This is a genomic window from Flavobacterium lipolyticum, assembly GCF_020905335.1.
In the GTDB taxonomy this organism is placed as follows: Bacteria; Bacteroidota; Bacteroidia; order Flavobacteriales; family Flavobacteriaceae; genus Flavobacterium; species Flavobacterium lipolyticum.
This window is the reverse complement of the sequence record NZ_JAJJMN010000001.1, coordinates 2,162,307-2,184,404: the sequence shown is the minus strand read 5'-3', so window position 1 is coordinate 2,184,404 and position 22,098 is coordinate 2,162,307. Positions and strand designations below refer to the sequence as shown.

Genomic DNA, 22,098 nt, shown 5'->3' with positions numbered 1-22,098 from the left:
TTGATTACTCTTGCAATTAAAAATCTTGTCATCATTATTACCTATTCCATCTGAAATTAAAAATCGTTAATCTTCAATCACAAATCAAGATGTTTCAATTCAAACAATTTTCAGTTCTACAAGACAAAACCGCTATGAAAGTGGGCACTGATGGTGTTTTACTGGGCGCTTGGGCACCTATAAATCACAATCCATTTAGTGTTTTAGACATTGGTGCCGGAACCGGGATTATCGCTTTAATGCTCGCACAAAGAACAAATGCAGAACAAATTGACGCTCTTGAAATTGATGAAGATGCGTATGAAGAAGCAGTAGAAAATTTTGAAAACTCACCTTGGGGAGACCGTTTATTTTGTTTCCATGCAGGTTTGGATGAATTTATAGAAGAACCGGAAGACGAATATGATCTGATTGTTTCGAATCCACCCTTTTATGCTGAAGATTATAAAAGCGAAAACGAACAACGAGATTTAGCGCGCTTTCAGGACGCAATGCCTTTTGAAGAATTAGTCGAAGCAGCCGATTTACTTTTATCTGAAAATGGAATACTTGCCATAATTCTTCCTTTTAAAGAAGAAGAAAAATTTATTGCCTTAGCCAAAGAATCAGAATTATACCCCATCAAAATTACGCGCGTAAAAGGCACCCCTACAGCTGTTGTAAAACGTAGCCTTTTGGCTTTTAGCCGTAACGAAACCTCACAACCTGAAGTCGATGAATTAACAATAGAAATGAACCGACACGTTTATACTCCTCAGTATATCGATCTTACTAAAGATTTTTATTTAAAATTTTAAACCTGCTCAAAAAGACTCTTAAACTGATATAAAATCCGCTCGATTAAACGTAAATCTTCGGTCACAATCTCTGCACTTCCTTTCATTTCCTGCTGAAAAACGATTTGCTTTTTATAGGACGTTTCCAATCCGTTGGGAAGCGCTACATCCAACAATAAATTTCCATCTTTATCAGGAACCAAAGAGATATTTTGGATCTTTCCTCTTAACACTCCAAATTCTCTGTCGGGAAAATTTGCTAATCTGATGTTCACCATCTGACCTACTTTTATTTTCCCTGAATTCAATGCCGGTGCTTTTACCTTACCTACAAAACCATTTTTGCTATCCGGAATAATCGAGAAGACATTATCCCCAATATTGATCGTTTGATTCTCTGTCCAGACCTGCAAAAAAGTAACCACCCCACTCACCGATGACTTTAAAGCATAGGCCAATTCCCAATCTTTTATCACTTTCTTAAGCTGATAAAAAGACTGCGCCATATTTCTTCCTAAAGTAACTTCTTCTTTAGTCCCGCTGATTTGTGAGTTCTGACTCAATTTAGTATTGGTAATTAAAGCCGACTTTAACTGAGAAATGGAAGACAAAAGGGTTTTATAATTTTTTTGCGCCTGGAGATATCCCAGTTTTTTAGCCTCCATTTCCTGTGCAGAAATGATTCCTTTATTAAACAATGTTTCAAATCTTGCCATTTCATTTTTCTGAAGCTGTAGTTCACTTTCATTGATCACTTTTTGCTGCTGCAAAATCTCCAATCTGTCTTTAATCTGAATTTTTTCAGAAACCTGTGCCCGGTTTTCTACTTCAAAAGGCTGCAAATTTTTATTTAGTTGTTCTGCCTGATAATCTTTCTGAAAAACAGCAAAAGCACTTTCAATCTCTCCTAACTGAGTATTTTTCAACAGTTCGAAAGGAAAGGCTTTCTTGGGATCATTGATATTATATTCGTCAACGATTTTTTTCAACAAAAAAACATCTTTGTAATTTGCCGTGTTTTCAATAACAGCAAGTGTACTGTTTTTTGAAACAATCGATTTGTCTTTTACTAAAATTGCCTCAATACGACCCGATGATTTCGAAACGATCTTCTCTGGCGGAATATTGGTTGTAATTACAATTTGGGTAGTAACAACATCAGGATATTTAATAAACCAGGACACGAAAAAAAGCATCACAATAATGACAAATATCAAAACGGTTCCCCAACGAATCATCCAATGCGGTACTTTGGTTAGAATATCCTGAACTTCTTCGCTTCTTAGTTCAAATGTAGTATCTTCTGCCATGTTTTAATTTCCTAATTGTAATTGATTCTTAACCAGTTCAAAATAATTTCCTTTTTGTTCTACCAAAACAGAATGACTGCCAATTTCGATGATTTTTCCTTTATCTAAAACCACAATTTGATCTGCATTCATCACAGTACTCAAGCGATGGGCGATAACCACAACTGTTTTGTCTTTGAAGAAAATATCCAGTTTTTGCATAATTTCTTTTTCATTATTCGCGTCTAATGCCGACGTAGCTTCATCAAAAAACAAAACTTCCGGGTTTTTATAAACAGCCCTTGCAATTAACAAACGCTGCTTTTGTCCGGTACTCATCCCAAGTCCTTCGGCACCAATTTTGGTATTGTATCCTAATGGTAAACCTGAAACGTATTCTTTTATATTGGCTACATCAGCAGCATAGACCAAACGTTCTTTATCTACTTTATCGACACCAATTGCAATATTATTAGCAATGGTATCACTAAAAATAAACCCTTCCTGCATAACGGCGCCGATATTGGATCTCCATGCTTTTTGCGAAATATTTTTCAATTGTGCATTTCCGATGCTTATTTCCCCTTTTTCAGGTTCATAGAATTTCAATAAGAGCTTCATTAAAGTTGTTTTACCGCTTCCGCTGACTCCTACTATTGCCGTTACTTTATTGGCCGGGATTTTCAGTGTTAGATCTTCCAGAACAGGAATATCAGAACCTAAATATCGATAGGAAAGGTTATTAATATCAATATCCGAATCAAAAGGAACATCACTCGTCTGATAGACTTCTTGCTGCGTTTCGTCTTCTTTCTCATGAATCTCAGACAATCTGGCCAATGATATCTTCGCATCCTGAAGCTCCCTGACGAATTCTATAAGCTGCGTAATTGGCCCGTTTAAACTCCCTACTATCGAACTAATTGCCAGCATCATCCCCAGTGTAATGGAGCCATCGATTACCAGTTTTGCCGATAGGAATATAATGAAGATATTTTTTAATTCATTAATTACGGAAGAACCTATCGTTTGTGTTTGCTCTAAAACAAGCCCTTTTATGGAAACTCTAAAAAGCCTTGCCTGTATGTATTCCCATCCCCAGCGCTTTTGTTTTTCGGCGTTGTGCAGCTTTATTTCCTGCATTCCGTTGATAAGCTCCATCACTTTGTTTTGCTCACTGGAAACCTCTGCAAAACGCTTGTAATCGAGTACTTCTCTTCTTTTTAAGAACAAAGTAATCCATCCGAAATAAAGTAAGCTACCGGCAAAAAACACCAGAAAGATCTTCAGATTGAAATAAGCCAAAACACCTCCCATCACAAACATATTGATCACAGAAAATAAGACGTTCAAAGATGATGTTGTCAAAATTCGTTCAATTCTGCGATGGTCATTAATACGCTGCATAATGTCACCAGTCATTCTTACATCGAAAAACGAAATGGGCAGATTCATTAATTTAATAAAAAAATCCGAAATAAGAGAAATGTTTATTCGGGTAGAAAGATGTAATAAAATCCAGCTTCTAATAAGTTCCAGACCTGTCCTTCCGGCAAAAAGGAACAATTGAGCAAAAAGAATCAGGTAAATAAAATGAATGTTCTGATTTTGAATCCCGACATCCACAATACTTTGGGTTAAAAACGGGAAAATAAGCTGTAATAAACTACTGGCCAGTAACCCTATACTTAATTGTATGAGAAACGACCTGTACCGAAGCACGTATTGTGCCAACAACCCAAATCCGAGTCCATGATTGTCTTCTTTATCAAAATCAGACTGGAAAAATTTAGGAGTCGCTTCAATCAATAATGCTATTCCTTCCTGAGTAGATTCATCTGCATTGTTTCCGATCCAGAATTTAATAAAATCTTCTTTGTTGTATTCGATCAAGCCAAAAGCAGGATCAGAAATATAGTAGGTATTTCTTTTAATTTTGTAAAGTACTACGTAATGATTTTTGTTCCAATGCAGGATACAAGGAAGCGGCGCCTCTTCTAATCGCTCGAGATTTAATTTTACACCTAAAGTTCTAAAACCTATTTTCTCGGCAGCGTCACTCAAAAAAAGCAAATTACTTCCTTCACGAGTTGTTTCACTGATGTCTCTCAACTCCTGAATGTTGATTGTTTTGCCGTAATGTTTCGCTATTATTTTTAAACACGTCGGCCCACAATCTTTATAATCGGCCTGTTTATAATTGGTGAATTTTTTCAATTTAATTTAGGGTTAATCATTTATGCACACACAATCTTACCATTATCTGCCTTACAAAAATATAATATTTATCCGCCAAAAAATCGCAATTATTTGTTTTTCCTTCTGATTTATAGTTAAAATACAACAATGATCCTAAAAAAAAGGATTTTACAAGATTTTTTTATTGGGGGTTTGAGGCTACCTGGCCATTTAAAGATCTTATTTCCATACTTAACCACCTTAAACAACTAAACGACACAAGAGATTTCTTTAAGTTCATTACGAAAGGATGGGTTAATCCAAAAAAAAACAGAGAAGAAACAAATCTTCTCTGTTAGAGTATTTAAAAACATATCTATTAGAAATACAATTTCTTTAGGACATGGCACTGGTTAACCCTAACCAATTAAAATCAACTCAGTGACCAATTTCCTAAGAATCCCTACACCAATCATCAATGTGGGGAAATTTGCTCAATGTTCCACGATCGAGCGCCTACAAATTAAAAAAAACATGACTAAATTCTAAAAAAGGCTATTTCGTACTTCTATTAAAACGCTATAAATAATTAATTCCAAAAACGCGACCCGAGAGTCCTTCTTTTTTGTCTATACATGAATCTAAAAACATTTTTTACATCAGATAAGACTATAAACAATCCTCAAGTACTGCCGGTATTGTACCATTCGAACAAATCGAATCACACGTTACAAGAGTAGACGAACCTTTACCCGGACAAATGCAACATCTTTTAGGCGGATTAATTGGCTGCCCTCCTATCATGCTTTTTTGCTCGAATGCACTTAGCTCTTGAGCACCTTCTAAGTTTAAAATGATTTTTAACATAACTAAAGGTTTTTGTTTTTTGAACTCCTACTTCAATCATTTTAAGACAGCTGAAGCTTCTGTCTGTTGTAACTTTCTTTAGATACTATGCTGTTTTTTCCAAAACAACCTCTTCCTTCTCTTCGATATAATCGTTTAAAAAGTATTTTAACTCTCCTAGTTCATATTCTGCCGGGAAAATTTTATCATTTACAATCTTAACAGGTGTGTAATTAAAATCATTTTTAGAACACCATTCATATTGTTTGTTTATTTCCTGTGTTATCATCATACTTACAGAATCAACAGTCCATTTTTTCAACCATTTCTTAAGACTCATATTTTTAATATGCCAGTCCGAAATAGCCTCAACCGTTTTTCCCGGTGTAGATCTGTTTATGGTTAAAAGTCTTTCAACTACTACTTTATATGGATTTTCGGCATTCTCAGGATTTACATTAAACAAGACATTCAAGTGTATCTTATCAGGAAATCTCAATACTAAATCAAACGCCTCCTGAAATGTTTTATGACAATGTCCACAACTAGGGCTGATGATTACGGATAACTTAACGGCCGCATTTCTATTTCCAAAATGCAATCCTCTTAGATCATCAAGTCCATTTATATGAGGCACTTTTTTAGACAAGAAGTTCAATAAAGAATAATTTCTTTTAAACTTTTTCATCTCTTTAAGTGAACTTTCAGTACCTAAGATGTTTTTTATAATTGTTTTCAAAACTGCCCAAATAGGAACAAGAAGTGCCAATGAGAACAGGAATGGAAAAATTTCCGCAAAACCAAAACTCAACGTAAACAAATCTGACGCAAACCATATAGCACTTTGTACAAAAATCAAAGAAGACACCACTAAGCACATTACACACCATCTTTGAATTTCAAATTTTTGAATCCAAATGGAAGACACAATAACGGGTATCGCTAATAAGCTTAAAAAACCTATGAAAATCGAGGACTCCAGTGGTTTTACCAGAATTGCAATCAAACTGGCTCCAAAAAACATTAGTGGCAAGTCCGGAAAGCTAATCCATTTGCTTTCATTATCCTCTTTACTATTGATTACAGAGCTACAGGAAGAGTTAGAACTAAAATTGCAAAGTTTTGAAATGATACTATTCTTAAATCCCAGTTTTTCCTGAACAATGAAAATACTTACAATGAGTCCTAAAATTGATGTTGTTAAAAAAAACAGGCTAAATAAATTGTATGTATTATAAAAAAATGACAATCCAACTACCAACAAAAGTGGCAAACCATATTTCAACCAGCTGAATTCAACTTTTATTCTGTCTCTTGCTATAACATTGTTTGGTTCAATTGCAACTATAACCCCATTCCAGTCTAATAAAAACTTTTCATAAGCCATTTTCTGACTTCCTTTTTTCATCGTATTGATTCGAACAAAATTCTTTGCCTTTTCCACTAATATTAACTCTTCTTTGAAATAAGCCAAAAAATTTGAAGGCAAATCTACTATTTGCTCTTTCGGAACTCGTATCGCAGCATTCTCTACAGACAGTAAATCTAGAGAATCTGTTATCGCAAACAAACTAGGATAATTTGGATGAGAAAGGAACAAATCTTTAAACTCATTTTTAATCTCCGAGTACTTGTTTATTTGTAGAAATTTTTGGACAAGTTTTAACATCTTTTCGAGTCTTTAAAATCATAATTACACTGCAAAGATTGTTGTTTTTATTGAGAAAAAAACGCTAGTAGTACACATTTTATTAATTATACTACATACAATTTATAAATTATATCAGTCTGAATAAAATCACAATCAACTGATTATCAGTCTTTTATTCTTAAAATGATTTGTCCGAAACCCCAAAAACCCTATTCTCGATTAAGCGTTTTCCTTTTTGTATAGTTTTGATATATCAATAATCCTAATACAAATAAACATGGCAAATCGAGCACAAAAATTCGAAGATTTTCAATCGGAAAAACTGTCAAAAAAAGAACAAAAAACTGTTCAGGGAGGAGACGAATCTATTATTCCAGGTGACCCAAGTAGAGGGAATGGAAAAGGATCTAATTAATCATTTAAAAAAATCAAATCATGAAAAATAAAAAATTAAACTTCGAAAATTTCAAAAGCAATACACTTTCAAAAAAAGAACAAAAAACGGTTCGTGGAGGTGACGATCCTAATAGTCCTATCGATACAATTACTGGTGATCCAAGTAGAGGAAATGGAAAAGGATCTAATTAATCAATAAAAAAATCAAATCATGAAAAATAAAAAATTAAACTTCGAAAATTTCAAAAGCAATACACTTTCAAAAAAAGAACAAAAAACAGTTCGTGGAGGTGATGACCCTAATACCCCTATCAATACAATTACTGGTGATCCAAGCAGAGGAAATGGAAAGGGATCTAATTAATTGCTAAAGATCTACCAAAAATGGAAAATAAAAAATTAAATTTCGAAGATTTTACAAGCAATACACTTTCAAAAAAAGAACAAAAAGCGGTTCGTGGAGGTGACAACGATAGTAATAGAGGAAATGGCAACGGATCTACACAACTAATAAACCTATAACAATGAAAACTAAAAAAATAAAATTCGAAGATTTTGGAAACGAAAAATTATCAAGAAAAGAGCAACAAACAATTTTTGGAGGTGATGATGACGGTGACCCTTCCAGAGGGAATGGGAAAGGAAGTACTGACGAAATTCCTTAATAAAACTCTAAAAAAAAATTTAAATATTATTCGCAAACTGAGCTGGAGACACTCCAGTTCTTTTGCGAAATGATTTAGCAAATGACACTGCATTTTTGAAACCTACACTTTCTGCTATCGCCTGAGTTGAATATTTACGATACATATGATTCGTAATCATTTCATTAATAACATAATTAATTTTCAACTCATTCGAATATTCTCCAAAAGACTTACCAAATCGTTTGTTAACCACATAAGACAAATAAGTCGTATTTGTTTTTATCTTCTTAGCCACATAAGGCAAAGTAAAATCAGCGTGCAAAAATTCCTGTTTACTTTCTAACGCCAGCAATTTTTCTACTATTTTATTCTCTTTTGCCTCATCAATACTTAAATTGACATTCTCTTTCTTAAGTTGTAACTCCTCAGACTCCAGAGCAGCAATCTCTGGTTCAGGTTCGTTTTTCTTCTCTAAATTAGCTTTAAACTCTTCTATTAAAGCATTCATTTTTTTATGTGCTTTATTTTTATCCCGTATGTTTTTTATCAGCAAGAATACGATCCCTATAAATAAAACAACATAAAAGACCTTTAGAGCTTTATTCAGAAAAACGTCGTATTTATACTTCTCCTGAATGGTAACCATCTCACTGGTCAAATCTCCTACTCCAAGTTTATAATTTACTTCCAGAATCTCATCATTTAATTTTGATTCCAATTTTTCGTAATTATCAAGGTAACTTTTTGAATGTTTATAAGCCAGTTCAGGCTCTTTTAGTATGTTATAAATCTTTGCCTGATAATAATTTGACTTCAGATGATCTACCTGATTGGTTTTTGTTATCTCGCCAATAGAATCTGATTTTTTAAAAAACACTAATGCCTTATCATACTTCTTGATATTATAATACAAGTCTCCTAAATTATAATTAGTAGTACATAAGATTTCCTGCATATTATTTTGATTGGCCAGAAAGATGATGTCGTAATACGTTTTTTCGGCATTTTTGTATTCTTTCAGCTCTCCGTAAATATTCCCTAAACTTAATTTCGCCACAATTTTATTGTCCGGAAAATTTTGAGAATAACTGATCGTTTTTTGATAAAAATACTCCGCAGAGTCAAGTAAAACCTTCTTCTTAGGGTCTTTCATATAAAAGCTTTCATATGATCCTGCCAAACTAAGATTGATGTTACTCTTATTATTAAGGTACTGCTGTTTGGTATAAACGCTCTGGTTTTTATCCACAAAATCATTGAGACTCCGCAAATCCTTAATCGCTAATCTATAATTACCTACAGCAACATTTATAGCCGCAATATTACTCTTAAACTTAACAATTTGAATAATATCCCCAATCTTTATAGAGAGTTTTATTCCTTGTTGATAATTTTCGATTGCATCACTGTAATTCTCTCTTTTCCATTCTGATAAGCCGGCATAATTATACAAATAAGACCGAAGTTGAGTTTTTTCTTTATCATCCGGCATTTTATCTAAGTAATTTAAGGCTAACTGGTACTTTTCCTTAGATTTTACTGCATTTCCTTTTAACTGAATCAAATAAGACAATGCAGCATTTGCAAAAGCCAGATGTTTATTATTATTAGATCTTGCCAGCTGACTAGCATATACGATCGAACTGTCAACATTAGCATTTGCCGTTAGTCGAATTTTGTCTTGTAATATTAAGTACTCTTGTTCCGTAAAAACCTTTTTCTCCTGAGAAACAGCGACGTTTACAACAAAAAAGAATATAAAAGAGATGATCAGCCTCATTCAATTCGTTTTTTGAATCTCAAAAATAGCTTATAAATTCACAATAAACTAAAATTAATTCGTGTTTATACTATTTTCCTTCTTTACCATTTATAGAAATATAACAATTTAACCGTATTTTGTTATATTTTTATTGCGTAGATTTGTATTATAAAACTATCAAAAATGAAACCAGACCTATTTCAAGCACCAGATTACTATAACTTAGATGACTTATTGACAGACGAACACAAATTAGTTCGCGAATCGGCACGAGCCTGGGTCAAGAGAGAAGTTTCTCCAATTATAGAAGAATATGCTCAAAAAGCAGCATTCCCTACACAAATTATAAAAGGACTCGGTGAAATCGGTGGTTTCGGACCGTATATTCCGGTAGAATACGGAGGCGCAGGTCTGGATCAGATTTCTTACGGTTTAATTATGCAGGAGATAGAACGCGGAGATTCCGGTGTTCGATCGACTTCATCCGTTCAGTCTTCCTTAGTAATGTATCCTATCTGGAAATATGGAAACGAAGAACAACGAATGAAATATTTACCCAAACTGGCTACAGGAGAATTCATGGGATGCTTTGGTTTGACTGAACCAGATCACGGTTCTGACCCCGGAAGCATGATCACTAATTTTAAAGATATGGGAGATCATTATCTTTTAAATGGTGCCAAAATGTGGATTTCTAATGCTCCTTTTGCCGATATTGCAATTGTTTGGGCAAAAAATGAAGAAGGAAGAATCCACGGCCTAATCGTTGAACGCGGAATGGAAGGCTTTACAACTCCTGAGACACATAATAAATGGTCTTTGCGCGCCTCTTCAACCGGAGAATTAATCTTCGATAATGTAAAGGTTCCTAAAGAAAACTTATTACCTAACAAATCCGGTCTTGGCGCACCTCTTGGATGCTTAGATTCGGCACGATACGGAATTGCCTGGGGAGCTATTGGAGCGGCAATGGATTGCTACGATACTGCTTTACGTTATTCTAAAGAAAGAATTCAATTTGGGAAACCTATCGGAGGAACGCAATTGCAACAGAAAAAACTAGCTGAAATGATTACCGAAATCACAAAAGCACAGTTATTAACCTGGCGCCTGGGTGTTTTACGCAACGAAGGAAGAGCGACAACCACACAAATCTCAATGGCAAAACGCAACAATGTCGATATGGCCATACATATCGCACGCGAAGCCAGACAAATGCTGGGCGGAATGGGTATTACAGGCGAATACTCGATCATGCGCCACATGATGAATCTCGAAAGTGTTATTACTTACGAAGGAACTCACGACATTCATTTACTAATAACGGGTATGGATGTAACTGGAATTCCAGCATTTAAATAATGAATATTTATTAAAATATATACAAAACCAATACAAAAAGCTTCTTCTTAACGGGAAGCTTTTTATATTTGCATAAAAAATTCGAAAATGAATATTGAAACTATAAACAATAGCATTCAACCCCAAAAAGATCAACTTCTACAACATTCATTATACAATAAAATCCAAAATATCGATGACTTACATCGTTTTTTAGAAACTCATGTTTTCGCTGTTTGGGATTTTATGTCCTTATTAAAAGCATTACAATCTAAGCTTACCTGTACTTCTACTCCTTGGTTCGCGACAAAAAATCCTGAAACAAGATACTTAATCAACGAAATCGTTTTGGCAGAAGAAACCGATTTAAGTATTGATGGAAAAAGACAAAGTCACTACGAAATGTATATTGAAGCCATGGAAGACTGTGGTGCCGATACAAGCGGAATCAACCACTTTTTAGCCGAAGTAAACTCCTTGCATAATATTTTTGTTGCCATAAAACAAAGCTCCTTACATCCTGATACAAAAGCTTTTCTGGACTTTACTTTTAGAGTCATTGAAGAAGGAAAGCCTCATCAAATTGCGGCAGCATTTACTTTCGGAAGAGAAGATTTGATTCCGAGTATGTTTACTGCAATCCTGAAAAACTTCCAGAAGAATCTTCCTGAAACGGATCTAAGTAAACTTTTATATTACTTTGAAAGACATATCGAATTGGATGCCGATGAACATGGACCAATGGCAATGCAAATGATCACTGATTTGTGTGAAGATGATGCTCAGAAATGGAAAGAAGTGGAAGAAATTTCGATTTTGGCATTAGAAAAACGTATCGGACTTTGGAATGCTATTGAAGAAGAAATTCTGATGAAGGCTGAAATGGTTTAAAAACCGAAACAAGTTATTTAACGTAACTATTTGTTTAAAATGAACCGAAAATTAATTTGTCAAAATTATGAAACTGCATTTCAAACAAATAGTTATTGTTATCCTCTCTATATTCCTGTTAAGCTGTAGTTCTGACGAAAACACTGCGGAAATATCTACTTTTCCAATTACACCTCTTTTGGGTTCCATAAAATATTTGGCTTTAGGAGACAGCTACACCATCGGACAAAGCGTATGCGAAACGTGCAGATTTCCTGAACAGTTAAAATCGAGTTTAACCGCAATTTATCCGCAAGCCAGCTTTTCTTTAAAAATTATTGCGACTACCGGATGGACTACCACCAATTTAATTTCGGCAATAAACACCCAAAATCCGGATCCTAATTATGATTTAGTCACACTTCTTATCGGGGTTAACAATCAGTATCAGGGAAAAAGCTTTTCGATCTATGAGAAGGAATTTCCGGAACTCGTAGAAAAAGCAATTGTTTTAGCAAAAGGCAATAAAGAAAGGGTAATTGTTATCTCTATTCCGGATTATGCTTATACTCCTTTTGGCAAAATACAAATGGAGGGAGAAGGCGAAAGAATTTCAAGCGAAATCAATCAATACAATTCCTTTGCCGAAAGCTACTGCAAACTCAATAATATTGTTTTTGTTTCGATAACCGATATTTCCCGCAAAGGCCTTGATAATCCTGATTTGGTGGCCGCAGATGGCTTACATCCTTCGGCCAAAGCTTATACTTTATTTACTGAACGTATTTTACCGCTGGTGAGAGTAGCTTTACAGAACTAATATTTAAAATCTTAATTAAAAAAATATCCTTAATTTTATCAAAAGTTATTCTTCACAAATCAAAAATGATCTCATACAATTGAGTTTTGAAGAAGTAACAACAATTGACTGCAGTCCATAATCTTTTAAATAATGCAGATTTCACCATCAGTAGAATTATCACCTTACATTAAACATTATCTTTTTTTAGATACCAAAGAAGTATCCGAACAAAAGCTTCGTCTGTTTTCGGATGGTAATACCGGTATGGTGTTTTCTTTAAAAGGCAATCTTACCTCTGATCTAAACAATCAGGAAGTTCAGAGCTTCTTACCGGATTCTTTTTTGTATGGACAACTTACGGGATTTAAAGACATTTATTCCAACCATGAAATCACTCTTATAATTGTTGTTTTTCAGCCTAACGGGATTCATCAATTGTTGGGCATTCCGGCTTATGAGTTTCTCGACTCTATTGTCTCTATTGATACTATTTTTAACAGAGACGGTTTAATTCTTCAGGAGCAGCTACGCGAAAATTACACGATCCTGAAGAAAGTTGAACTTCTCAATCATTTTTTCGACAATTATATTTCCAACAAAACAGCTTCTTACCAATTAATTATTGAAAGTTCGCTTCGTTTTATTACCGCACATAAAGGGAATTTTAATGTAAACCAACTGGCTAAATTTACAGGTTATACCGAACGTCATCTGGAAAGAAAGTTCAAAGAGTGCATCGGATTAAATCCGAAGAAATTTGGAAATATTATCAAACTGCATTATTTCTTAAAACTGCTAAAAGATAAGTCGGTCGATACAAATCTCACCAACATTAGCTACAATGCCGGTTTTTCGGATCAGTCTCATCTGATAAAGGAATTCAAAAAACACACCGGAATCACACCAAAAGAATACTTAAACAATACCGGGAAATTAACCAATAATCTCCTCAAAACTGTTCCGCCAATTCTGCTTTAGAATGTCGGTTTTGTACAATTTTCAAAATAGTACCGATGCTACCTTTGCCGCCAATCAATAGTAAGCATTATGAAAAATTTAAAAATAGCCACCGCTCAGTTCGAGAACAAAAGTGGCGATAAAAGTTATAACTTATCCGTAATTGAAAAACTTTCACAACAGGCAGCAAGTCAGGGCTGCGATGTTATCTCTTTTCACGAGTGTTCTGTAACGGGCTATACTTTTGCCCGACATCTATCAAAAGAACAAATGCTGAACCTGGCAGAATTAATTCCGAGTGGAGAAAGCATTTCAAAATTAACCGAAATTGCGCGAAACCATAATATCGTGATTCTGGCGGGGCTCTTTGAGAAAGACGAAGACGATAACTTATTCAAAGCTTATGTGTGTGTAGACGGAAATGGTTTGGTTGCCAAATACCGAAAACTTCATCCGTTTATCAATCCACACCTTACTCCGGGCGACCAATACTGTATCTTTGAGATTAAAGGATGGAAATGCGGTATTCTAATTTGTTACGACAACAATATTATTGAGAATGTTCGCGCTACCACTCTTTTAGGTGCCCAAATTATTTTTATGCCTCACGTTACGATGTGTACTCCTTCTACCCGACCGGGTGCCGGATTTGTTGCTCCACAGCTGTGGGAAAACCGTGAATCTGATCCTACTTCTCTCCGACTGGAATTTGAAGGAATGAAAGGCAGAGACTGGCTGATGAAATGGCTTCCTGCAAGAGCCTATGACAATGCTATTTATGCCGTATTCTCGAACCCCATTGGAATGGACGACGATCAGCTGAAAAATGGCTGTTCGATGATTATTGATCCTTTTGGGGATATTCTTTCTGAATGCAGCTCTTTTGAAGACTCTTTTGTAACTGCACTATTAACTCCTGAAAAGTGCATTCAGGCTGGCGGAAACCGTTATATAAAAGCAAGGAGACCAGAATTGTATCGGGATATTATTGGTCAGGAGCATCAATCCGAACAAAATGTAGTGTGGTTGAATACTAATACAAAAAGTTAAAACTGATATTTCATGGGACTTTACGCCTCTTAAAGATTTACCTTTGAGGGATTCATTAATCTACAGTATACCACCCAATAATGGAATTTTTAAAAACTACGAATGAAGATATCGATGCCGTTTTCGATCTTTATAATGAAGCTACCTCTTATCAAAAAACGGTCAACAACAAAAGCTGGAGAGGCTTTGAGAGAACACTTATAGAAAAAGAAATTACCGAAAATCGTCATTTCATCATCAAAGAAGGAGATGAAGTTGCCTGTACCTTTGTGCTTACTTTTAACGATTTGATTATTTGGAAAGAAGCCAGTGCCGATCCTGCCATTTACCTTCATCGCATTGCAACGAATCCAAAATTCAGAGGACAATCGTATGTTAAAAAAATCATCGAATGGGCAAAAATATATGCTCGCGAGAATAACAAATCATACATCAGACTTGATACCCATAGCGGTAACGAAAGGATAAATAAGTATTACACCAGTTGTGGTTTTAACTACAAAGGCATCAGCACCATCGAGTGGACCAGTGAATTACCGGAACATTATAAAGAAGGCTCTTTTAGTTTGTTTGAGATTAAGCTGTAATACACCATAATAGATAGGCTTATATTAGAAAACGACTTGTGAATAAAGTTTCACAAGCCGTTTTTTAATTTATTTAATCTTCAGATTTAATTTATTTTTTAGTCTTCCAGATAAAACCATCTAAAATGTAATGTGTAAATTGAGGTACACTCAAAAGCGGTACTAATAAAAATTGCCATCCTGAGAAATCGAAGCTGGTACTTACCGCAATATTTTCATTCCAGACAAAAAACTCCCAGAGAAACTCTTCTGAAAAAGCAATTAATAGCAATATGCCAATATAAATTAAAATACCATTGTATCTCTTTAAATAAGCCAGAGCCCCTATTTCTTTGTGGCTCTTCCCGTCAATTTCTTTAAAGTACACTAAAGCCATATAAGGAATTCCGTGCGAAACTACATTTAGCAAGGTAAAAATAAGGTCGTCGTTGAAGTAAACAATTCCAAAATACCACGAAAGTCCAGTTCCTAAAATAATGCTGTTTTTAGGAATATTAAAGAATTTAGTTTTAACCGAAACGATTATCGTACGAATCACATAAAGAGATAGAATGGCACTATATACCCAAAACAAAATTTCCAGAATCGCTTTATTTTCAAAACGAAAAAATTCATTTTCAACAAACCAGTTGAATTTTCTTTCGGGTGAAAAAAACCAAAATAGCATTGGATAAACTGTAGAAGCATAAATTGCCAAATTATCAATCCACACAGAAACTTTCGTTTTCTCTTCCTTGCGTGCATACAATCGCATGAACCCATATTGCTGCCGAATAAAATGGAAAACTGCCACATAAGCCAGAAAAGACCAAAAAACTAAGCTTCCGAAAGAGAATAAGACTAAACCGGTAAGAAAACAAATAACAGGCACCAGAATCAGTCTTTTCCTGTCTTTCAGAAATTCCTCTTTTACAAAATAGGTTTTAAACAAGGTAGCGTAAACGTGTGCGACATCAATAAATACAATTAGAAAAAGCCAGGTGTAAAACGAATACTTATTTTCGATCGAAGTAATATAGTTCTGAAAAACAAAAATAATGGCCAGCACAAAAAATGACGGCCCAATGATTAACAATGAATCTGTTTTTGCTTTATGAATCCAGGGCTGTTCCATCTAAAATTTTATTTACGGCATTAATTCCCTGATGAAAAGCTTCTTCAAAAATTGAAATCCCCGACAAATCAGAGTGAGCAAAATAGATTAAATTTTCAATATTCTGTGAAGCTTTATTCTTTGCTTCTCCAAAAATAAAATCAGGCACCGGCGAAATCATTCCATGTCCTAACAAGAAAATTTTCATTTCTTCGGTATCATTTTCAATATTAGGGTGTGCAATTTTCAGATCATTAAAAATAACCTGTTTCCAATATTCTTTGTCTTTTTTGTAGATTTCTTTACGTGTTTTCTTTAGATCTGCAGATGAGAAACTATGATAATACGTAATCACTTTTTTGTCCTGAACCTGATTTAGTGTTTGGTGCTGTGCATAAACGTAACCGAGACCTTTTGCTTCATAAATTACATTATCCCAGGAAAGAGGAAAACTTAAATTATCTGTCAGATTGTTTACTACTAAGCTTGCTAAAAGCCAAGGTGTATAATGAAACTGTTTTGTAAATTGTCTCCGGTCTTTAATGAGGTATTGATTTACAAATTGCGGTGTTGCCATGATAACGCTATCCGCTATTATTTCTATTGAAGACTTATTAACATCATCAAATACCTGAACAATAACCTTGTCTTTTTCGGTTTTTACCTCATAAACCAAATGATTTTTCAGCGTTTTTTGCGTTGTGTATTTTTTAAGATGATGCGCTAATCTTGCATTTCCTTCCGGCCAGGTTAAAACGCTATCGGATTTTTCTGCAACTGCATCTTGTTTTCGTCCTGCAAAATAATGAATTCCCGCCCAGGCTGAGACAAAAGTAATTCCTAATCCAAAATCATCTTTACAGCAATAATCAATATAATTAAACAGGGGTTTTGATTTAAAATTATTCTTCTCAAACCATTGCTGCATAGTAATTTTATCCAATGCTCTTGTTTCTTGATCTTTAGAAGAAAGATGTATTGGAATATCAAATAAGTATTTTTGATCTTCTCCTTTTGCGCTTCTAAAAGCGTCCATTTCTCTGAAAAATCGTTGAAATTCTTTATGTTCTTCTTCTGAATTTCCTTCCTTTGGAACAACTCCTTCCTGCCAATTGTTTTTATAAAACAACCTTTCATCCGGCGCAAAAGTCAGTTGCAATTCATCAAAAACTGGAAGCCCTTTTTTATCATAACTCAAAATAATCTTTTCTTCTTCAAGAAAACCAAGAAGTTCTTTATCATTAAAATTTGGAAGTGGCAAATAATGCGCTCCCAAAGGGTATTTAGAATATTTATTCTCCCCATTAGAAGAGTTCCCTCCCAAATGATCTGCCATTTCAATCAATAAAAAATCAGAGATTCCCTTTTTATGAAACTGACGTGCAGCGCTCAAACCTGAGATTCCACCACCTATAATTAAATAAGGAATTTTTACCTGTTGTTGTGGCTTCGGAAAATCTTTTATCCACAAGCGATGTCCTAAAAGATGATTTGTTCCTGATAACCGAATCATCAGGACTGCTATTTTATCAGAACAAAATTGTATAAAAGGAAGTAAGAGCAAAGATGCTGTGATTCCTTTTACGAAATTCCGTCTTCCTTTATTACAATTTTCCCCATTCTTCATCAAAATAGCGTACTAAAATCTGGTTATCCAAACGATTAATTTCTATTTCATTTGAAATCATATCATTGGTAAAATAATTAAATCTGTCAAACTGATAATTGTAGAATTTCAATCCCGGGCTTTTTCTATTCACTTCGTTAAAACCGGATCCAAAACCATTGATTGCAATGGTATAACCCCATTCTCCAAACGAAGGAACATAGGCATGATATGCATCGACCTGTGGAAAAACCTGCATCACTGTTTTATTAATACACCAAAATGACTTAGGCGCAAAATAGGGTGAAGTAGTCTGAATCACAACTGCCGCATCCGGTTTTAAGATGTTTTTTATAGTTTGATAGAAATTGAGAGAATACAACTTTCCTAAGCTATAATTTGACGGATCGGGGAAATCTATAATCGCAACGTCAAACTTCTCCTGACAACTTTTCGCCCAGATATAAGCATCCGTATTTATAACTGTAACTTTCGGGTTGTTTAATGAATTTTGATTGAATTTTGTCAATACTTTATTAGTTTTAAAAAGCCTGGTCATCCCCTCATCCAAATCGACTAAAATTACTTTTTGAACCTCTTTGTATTTCAGGATTTCCCGAACTGCCAATCCATCACCTCCTCCTAAAACGAGAACATTTTTTACCTCTTTAGCCATTGACATTGCCGGATGCACTAAAGCTTCGTGGTAACGATATTCGTCTACAGAACTAAACTGAAGATTGTTGTTTAAATATAGCCTGTAATCACTTTTATTGTGCGTTAAAACAATACGCTGATAAGGAGTTGTGCTGGTATAAATTATATTTTCACCATATAGTTTCCCTTCTGAATAAGATAAGATTACATCGGAAAAGATAAAAACCGTAAGCAGAACACCGAATGAAAAAATAGCTTTTACTTTTAAAAAATAAGGCTTTTTCAGTTCTTTTTTAAGCAAAAAACACAACACTATGGCGATACTAACGTTGATCATTCCGAAGAAAAGTGAAGTTCCCATTATCCCTAATTTCGGAACTAAAACTAAAGGAAAAAGGATTGACGCCAATAATGCCCCGATATAATCGAATGTAAATACATTAGAAACCAAGTCCTTAAATTCGACTTTGTCTTTTAAAATATTCATTAATAGTGGAATCTCTAATCCAACCAAAAAGCCTGTTACAAAAACAAACAGGTATAGTATGAACTGAAAAGACTCGACGCTTTCGAACAATAGAAATAAAACTACCGAACTCAGGCCTCCTATCAAACCCACCAAAATTTCGATTTCGACAAATGTATTGAGAAGGTTTTTGTGGAAAAACTTTGAAAAAAAGGAACCAATACCCATCGAAAACAAGTAAACTCCAATAATAAATGAAAATTGTTTTACGGAGTCGCCTAATAAATAACTTGCTAACGTTCCTGCAACTAGCTCATAGATAAGCCCGCAGGTCGCAATAATAAATACGGCAAACAGCAAAAGAAATTCAAACCTGAGAAACTTTTTACCCATGAATCGCTGCACTAATGATCATCGAAATCCCGATGATGAATGCGGCCAAAACAATTGCAACGGCAACATTATTTTTCTCCCCTACCTCTTTCCAGGTGTTTTCCGGTGTAAGTTTTTCGATAATTAAATAAGCAACCAGTAAAATGATAATTCCTAAAAAAGAAAAAATAACTGAATTAACTATCGGTTGAACATGTATTAAATCCATAGTAAAATATTATTTGTGATAAAAACGGTTATAAGAAGTTCGGCTTCCCGTTGACTTGTAATTTTCTGTGGTTTCGCAATCGCAAATTCGATTTCCAGCGATTGCAAAATAAAGATAAACTCCAAAGCAAAAAAGTCCTATTGCTAATGAAGCAGCATTATTATATATAAAATCCGAAATTTTTTTCATGACTATTTATTCATCGTAACGAGAATAAGAACTATCAGCCCATCTCTCTTTTTCAAAATTATACGTAAAAAACCATATTATTAAGTAAATGGCAATCATAGCAATAACGACCATCCAGACATTTCTGTTTGATGGTTCGTTCCAAACTACATTTACACGCATTTCACTATTATTGATATCTTCCGGTGCTTTCATTGGGGTTATTAAGAGATGGTATCTTCCTGCTTTAACACCGCAAATATTAAACTTCTCCATATTGTCCCCTTCTGTCCATGATTCTCCATCAGAATAACCGTGATAAAATTCTATGTCTTTATTGGCATAAATTTCATCATTGGTCATTTCATCTACTAAAGCGACATTAAGATTTGCCCAGGAATTATCAACATCTGTAGCAACTGTAATAGTCAGCGGTGCCGAACCGCCATTTAGAATAAAAGCATCACTCGTGATTTCTTTATTATTAAATTCAGCAAATTTTATGGATTTGGAAAATACCTTTTGTTTAAATTGATCCTTATAGATAAACCAATTGGTTGCTATCAGCAATGCCGCAATACAACAAAAAATAATTGCTGTATTATTAAGGTTAAACCGGGATGGCTGAACCATGTTTACACCAAACTTATAAGGCAGCACAACATTCTTAAAGGCCTTTTTTATTTCTTCCTTTTTAATGTATTCTCCATAAAAAGCCGTTTCAACTCCATTCATTCTCTCCACAGAAATCATGTAAGGCGGTCTTATGTACTCTACTAAATGAATATTCTTATTCTGAGGCAATTCGAAATCGAAAAACCCCTGAGCGTTTATAATTGCAGCATCTGAATATTCAAAAATATTATAGTCTTCTTTATTATGCTCCAGAATCAAAGGATGCTTTTTTACCTCAAAAACTTCTTCCATTTCGGTCAGTAAAATCCAATGTCCGTTAGAAACCGAAAGGTAAATACACTCGTTTTCGTGATTCTCCAATATAAATTCTGTCCATCTGTAATCAGGATGAACTTTTTTCACCAAGATCCCTGTGACTTTATATTCGCTTCCTTTCAAAAAACCAACATCACCAATCGCCAACGGAAAATCATTAAGTGTGGTTTTATACTGAGATCTTCTGCGAAACTGCCCTTCATCATCACGAGTATACAAACTCTGACAATTGGGACATACAAAATTCACAACGTCAAAACCAACTCTTAATTCAGTTTCTGTATTACAATTGTAACAAGTAATTTTCATATCCTATCGATTGATTTCAAAATCTTTAATAATTCTTCCTTCAAAATAGCTAATATAATCCGCCATAACATCTTTAACTTTCTGTGAATTATCCTGAAGATAGTTACACAGATAAACATCCAATGTAAGTTGATTGTATTCGGGCCAGGTATGTATGCAGATATGAGATTCTTTTAAGCAGAATGAAATTGTAAAACTATCGTTGTCGAAATTATGTACAACCCCCCCTACCTTTTCCAGTCCATATTTTTCTAAAATCATATTGGTCGCATCAACAAAGCCCTGACTATTGGTTAGTTTCTGAGTTTCATCGACATGTAAAGTAACCAGTTTATGCAATCCTGGTGAGTAAGGAGGTAAATCCATTCTAGTTTTTTAGGGAACAAAAGAGGCCAAATATATAATAATTTCTTTAATAAATTTAACTTAAAAATACGTCTTAAAAATCTTCGACAATCTTCTATTTTTAACGTTCTGAAGGATTGCTTTTTCTGTTTTTAAAACCCTTTTAATACTCCTTTTACTAACCATTTGATTTTTGATAAACTTATTGTTGGTGAACTTACATAATGGAGTTGCGCCAAAGTAGAAAAACCGTATTTTTGTATCAATAATGAAAAGCGTATCTTACAAAAACGAACTTGTTTTTTACCAAAATCGATCATTCTTTTATAATTTTAAATATCTTTGAATATGAGCATAGCAGAAAAACCATATCATATAGGGCGAAAAATCAGCCGTATTCGTGAACTAAAAGACATGAAACAAGAAGCTTTGGCACAAGCTTTAGGTATATCTCAACAATCTGTTTCTACTATAGAAAACAGCGAAAGCATAGACGAAGAAAAACTGAAAGAAGTAGCAAAAGTGCTTGGAGTAACCGTTGAAGCCATTAAAAACTTTTCAGAAGAAGCCGTAATTAACTATTTTAATAATATCTACGATCACGGAGCCTTTAACAAACATTATAATGAATGTACTTTTAATCCTTTAGACAAAGTTGTTGAACTTTACGAGCGCTTAGTGCAAGCGGAGAAGGATAAGAATGAATATTTGGAGAAGTTATTGAAAGGGAAATAAGTTTTTAAATTATAG

General features: G+C 34.3%; 24 protein-coding genes. 13 read left to right on the top strand and 11 right to left on the bottom strand.

Features of this window, described 5'->3' with window-relative positions; genetic code table 11:
- The first annotated feature begins 89 nt into the window (after nt 1-89).
- Nucleotides 90-797, top strand: coding sequence for a tRNA1(Val) (adenine(37)-N6)-methyltransferase (locus LNQ34_RS09680; RefSeq protein ID WP_229999451.1), 708 nt, complete (start codon nt 90-92; stop codon nt 795-797).
- On the opposite strand, the gene LNQ34_RS09675 is transcribed toward LNQ34_RS09680, so the two are convergent.
- The 3 genes from LNQ34_RS09675 to LNQ34_RS09665 form a co-directional block, all read right to left on the bottom strand.
- A complete protein-coding gene (locus LNQ34_RS09675) occupies nt 794-2,086 on the bottom strand; it encodes an HlyD family secretion protein (RefSeq protein WP_229999449.1) in 1,293 nt (430 codons plus the stop codon). The genes LNQ34_RS09680 and LNQ34_RS09675 overlap by 4 nt on opposite strands.
- Before the next feature lie 3 nt (nt 2,087-2,089).
- Nucleotides 2,090-4,282 (bottom strand): peptidase domain-containing ABC transporter, encoded by a 2,193-nt coding sequence (locus LNQ34_RS09670; RefSeq protein ID WP_229999447.1) that lies wholly within the window; start codon nt 4,280-4,282, stop codon nt 2,090-2,092.
- A 913-nt stretch (nt 4,283-5,195) separates the two neighbouring features.
- On the bottom strand, nt 5,196-6,758 hold the full coding sequence (locus tag LNQ34_RS09665) for a vitamin K epoxide reductase family protein (protein WP_229999445.1): 1,563 nt from the start codon (nt 6,756-6,758) through the stop codon (nt 5,196-5,198).
- 259 nt (nt 6,759-7,017) lie between these two features.
- Here LNQ34_RS09665 and LNQ34_RS09660 point away from each other — a divergent pair, with 259 nt between their 5' ends.
- From LNQ34_RS09660 to LNQ34_RS09640, 5 genes are read left to right on the top strand one after another with little or no spacing between them, the layout of a single operon-like run.
- On the top strand, nt 7,018-7,155 hold the full coding sequence (locus tag LNQ34_RS09660) for an rSAM-modified peptide (RefSeq protein WP_202702127.1): 138 nt from the start codon (nt 7,018-7,020) through the stop codon (nt 7,153-7,155).
- Between the two features lie 20 nt (nt 7,156-7,175).
- Nucleotides 7,176-7,328 (top strand): TIGR04149 family rSAM-modified RiPP, encoded by a 153-nt coding sequence (locus LNQ34_RS09655; protein ID WP_229999444.1) that lies wholly within the window; start codon nt 7,176-7,178, stop codon nt 7,326-7,328.
- A 19-nt stretch (nt 7,329-7,347) separates the two neighbouring features.
- Nucleotides 7,348-7,500, top strand: a complete 153-nt coding sequence (locus LNQ34_RS09650) for a TIGR04149 family rSAM-modified RiPP (protein WP_229999443.1) — start codon at nt 7,348-7,350, stop codon at nt 7,498-7,500.
- 20 nt (nt 7,501-7,520) lie between these two features.
- Nucleotides 7,521-7,658, top strand: coding sequence for a TIGR04149 family rSAM-modified RiPP (locus tag LNQ34_RS09645; protein ID WP_229999442.1), 138 nt, complete (start codon nt 7,521-7,523; stop codon nt 7,656-7,658).
- A 2-nt stretch (nt 7,659-7,660) separates the two neighbouring features.
- The gene (locus LNQ34_RS09640; protein WP_202702125.1) at nt 7,661-7,801 is read left to right on the top strand and encodes an rSAM-modified peptide; all 141 of its coding nucleotides are present in this window, start codon (nt 7,661-7,663) and stop codon (nt 7,799-7,801) included.
- Between the two features lie 19 nt (nt 7,802-7,820).
- Here LNQ34_RS09640 and LNQ34_RS23625 read toward each other — a convergent pair whose 3' ends face one another.
- Nucleotides 7,821-8,078, bottom strand: coding sequence for a helix-turn-helix domain-containing protein (locus LNQ34_RS23625; protein ID WP_369769999.1), 258 nt, complete (start codon nt 8,076-8,078; stop codon nt 7,821-7,823).
- A gap of 1,650 nt (nt 8,079-9,728) precedes the next feature.
- Between LNQ34_RS23625 and LNQ34_RS09630 the strand changes: the two genes are divergently transcribed.
- The 6 genes from LNQ34_RS09630 (at nt 9,729) to LNQ34_RS09605 (ending at nt 15,152) form a co-directional block, all read left to right on the top strand.
- Nucleotides 9,729-10,907, top strand: coding sequence for an acyl-CoA dehydrogenase family protein (locus LNQ34_RS09630; protein WP_017494656.1), 1,179 nt, complete (start codon nt 9,729-9,731; stop codon nt 10,905-10,907).
- 87 nt (nt 10,908-10,994) lie between these two features.
- The gene (locus tag LNQ34_RS09625; protein WP_202702123.1) at nt 10,995-11,777 is read left to right on the top strand and encodes a DUF3050 domain-containing protein; all 783 of its coding nucleotides are present in this window, start codon (nt 10,995-10,997) and stop codon (nt 11,775-11,777) included.
- Between the two features lie 67 nt (nt 11,778-11,844).
- Nucleotides 11,845-12,576: an SGNH/GDSL hydrolase family protein gene (locus LNQ34_RS09620; protein WP_229999438.1), complete on the top strand. Its 732-nt coding sequence runs from the start codon at nt 11,845-11,847 to the stop codon at nt 12,574-12,576.
- 132 nt (nt 12,577-12,708) lie between these two features.
- Nucleotides 12,709-13,536: a helix-turn-helix domain-containing protein gene (locus tag LNQ34_RS09615; protein ID WP_229999436.1), complete on the top strand. Its 828-nt coding sequence runs from the start codon at nt 12,709-12,711 to the stop codon at nt 13,534-13,536.
- A gap of 69 nt (nt 13,537-13,605) precedes the next feature.
- A complete protein-coding gene (locus LNQ34_RS09610; RefSeq protein ID WP_229999434.1) occupies nt 13,606-14,565 on the top strand; it encodes a nitrilase family protein in 960 nt (319 codons plus the stop codon).
- 80 nt (nt 14,566-14,645) lie between these two features.
- Nucleotides 14,646-15,152, top strand: coding sequence for a GNAT family N-acetyltransferase (locus LNQ34_RS09605; RefSeq protein ID WP_202702119.1), 507 nt, complete (start codon nt 14,646-14,648; stop codon nt 15,150-15,152).
- Between the two features lie 91 nt (nt 15,153-15,243).
- On the opposite strand, the gene LNQ34_RS09600 is transcribed toward LNQ34_RS09605, so the two are convergent.
- From LNQ34_RS09600 to LNQ34_RS09570, 7 genes are all read right to left on the bottom strand, one after another.
- Nucleotides 15,244-16,266 (bottom strand): hypothetical protein, encoded by a 1,023-nt coding sequence (locus tag LNQ34_RS09600; protein WP_229999433.1) that lies wholly within the window; start codon nt 16,264-16,266, stop codon nt 15,244-15,246.
- The gene (locus LNQ34_RS09595; RefSeq protein ID WP_229999431.1) at nt 16,244-17,758 is read right to left on the bottom strand and encodes an NAD(P)/FAD-dependent oxidoreductase; all 1,515 of its coding nucleotides are present in this window, start codon (nt 17,756-17,758) and stop codon (nt 16,244-16,246) included. Before LNQ34_RS09595 ends, LNQ34_RS09600 begins: the two co-directional genes overlap by 23 nt.
- A 91-nt stretch (nt 17,759-17,849) precedes the next feature.
- The gene (locus tag LNQ34_RS09590; RefSeq protein ID WP_229999429.1) at nt 17,850-19,367 is read right to left on the bottom strand and encodes a polyamine aminopropyltransferase; all 1,518 of its coding nucleotides are present in this window, start codon (nt 19,365-19,367) and stop codon (nt 17,850-17,852) included.
- Nucleotides 19,360-19,575, bottom strand: a complete 216-nt coding sequence (locus LNQ34_RS09585; RefSeq protein WP_229999427.1) for a DUF350 domain-containing protein — start codon at nt 19,573-19,575, stop codon at nt 19,360-19,362. The genes LNQ34_RS09590 and LNQ34_RS09585 overlap by 8 nt, the downstream gene beginning before the upstream one ends.
- A gap of 195 nt (nt 19,576-19,770) precedes the next feature.
- Nucleotides 19,771-21,003, bottom strand: a complete 1,233-nt coding sequence (locus LNQ34_RS09580) for a DUF4178 domain-containing protein (protein ID WP_229999426.1) — start codon at nt 21,001-21,003, stop codon at nt 19,771-19,773.
- 3 nt (nt 21,004-21,006) lie between these two features.
- Nucleotides 21,007-21,369, bottom strand: a complete 363-nt coding sequence (locus LNQ34_RS09575) for an S-adenosylmethionine decarboxylase family protein (protein ID WP_229999425.1) — start codon at nt 21,367-21,369, stop codon at nt 21,007-21,009.
- A gap of 131 nt (nt 21,370-21,500) precedes the next feature.
- Entirely contained in the window at nt 21,501-21,668 is a 168-nt protein-coding gene (locus tag LNQ34_RS09570; protein WP_229999424.1) for a hypothetical protein, read from the bottom strand.
- Nucleotides 21,669-21,696: 28 nt separating this feature from the next.
- On the opposite strand from LNQ34_RS09570, the gene LNQ34_RS09565 reads away from it, so the two are divergent.
- Nucleotides 21,697-22,083: a helix-turn-helix domain-containing protein gene (locus tag LNQ34_RS09565; protein ID WP_229999422.1), complete on the top strand. Its 387-nt coding sequence runs from the start codon at nt 21,697-21,699 to the stop codon at nt 22,081-22,083.
- Nucleotides 22,084-22,098 lie beyond the last annotated feature (15 nt).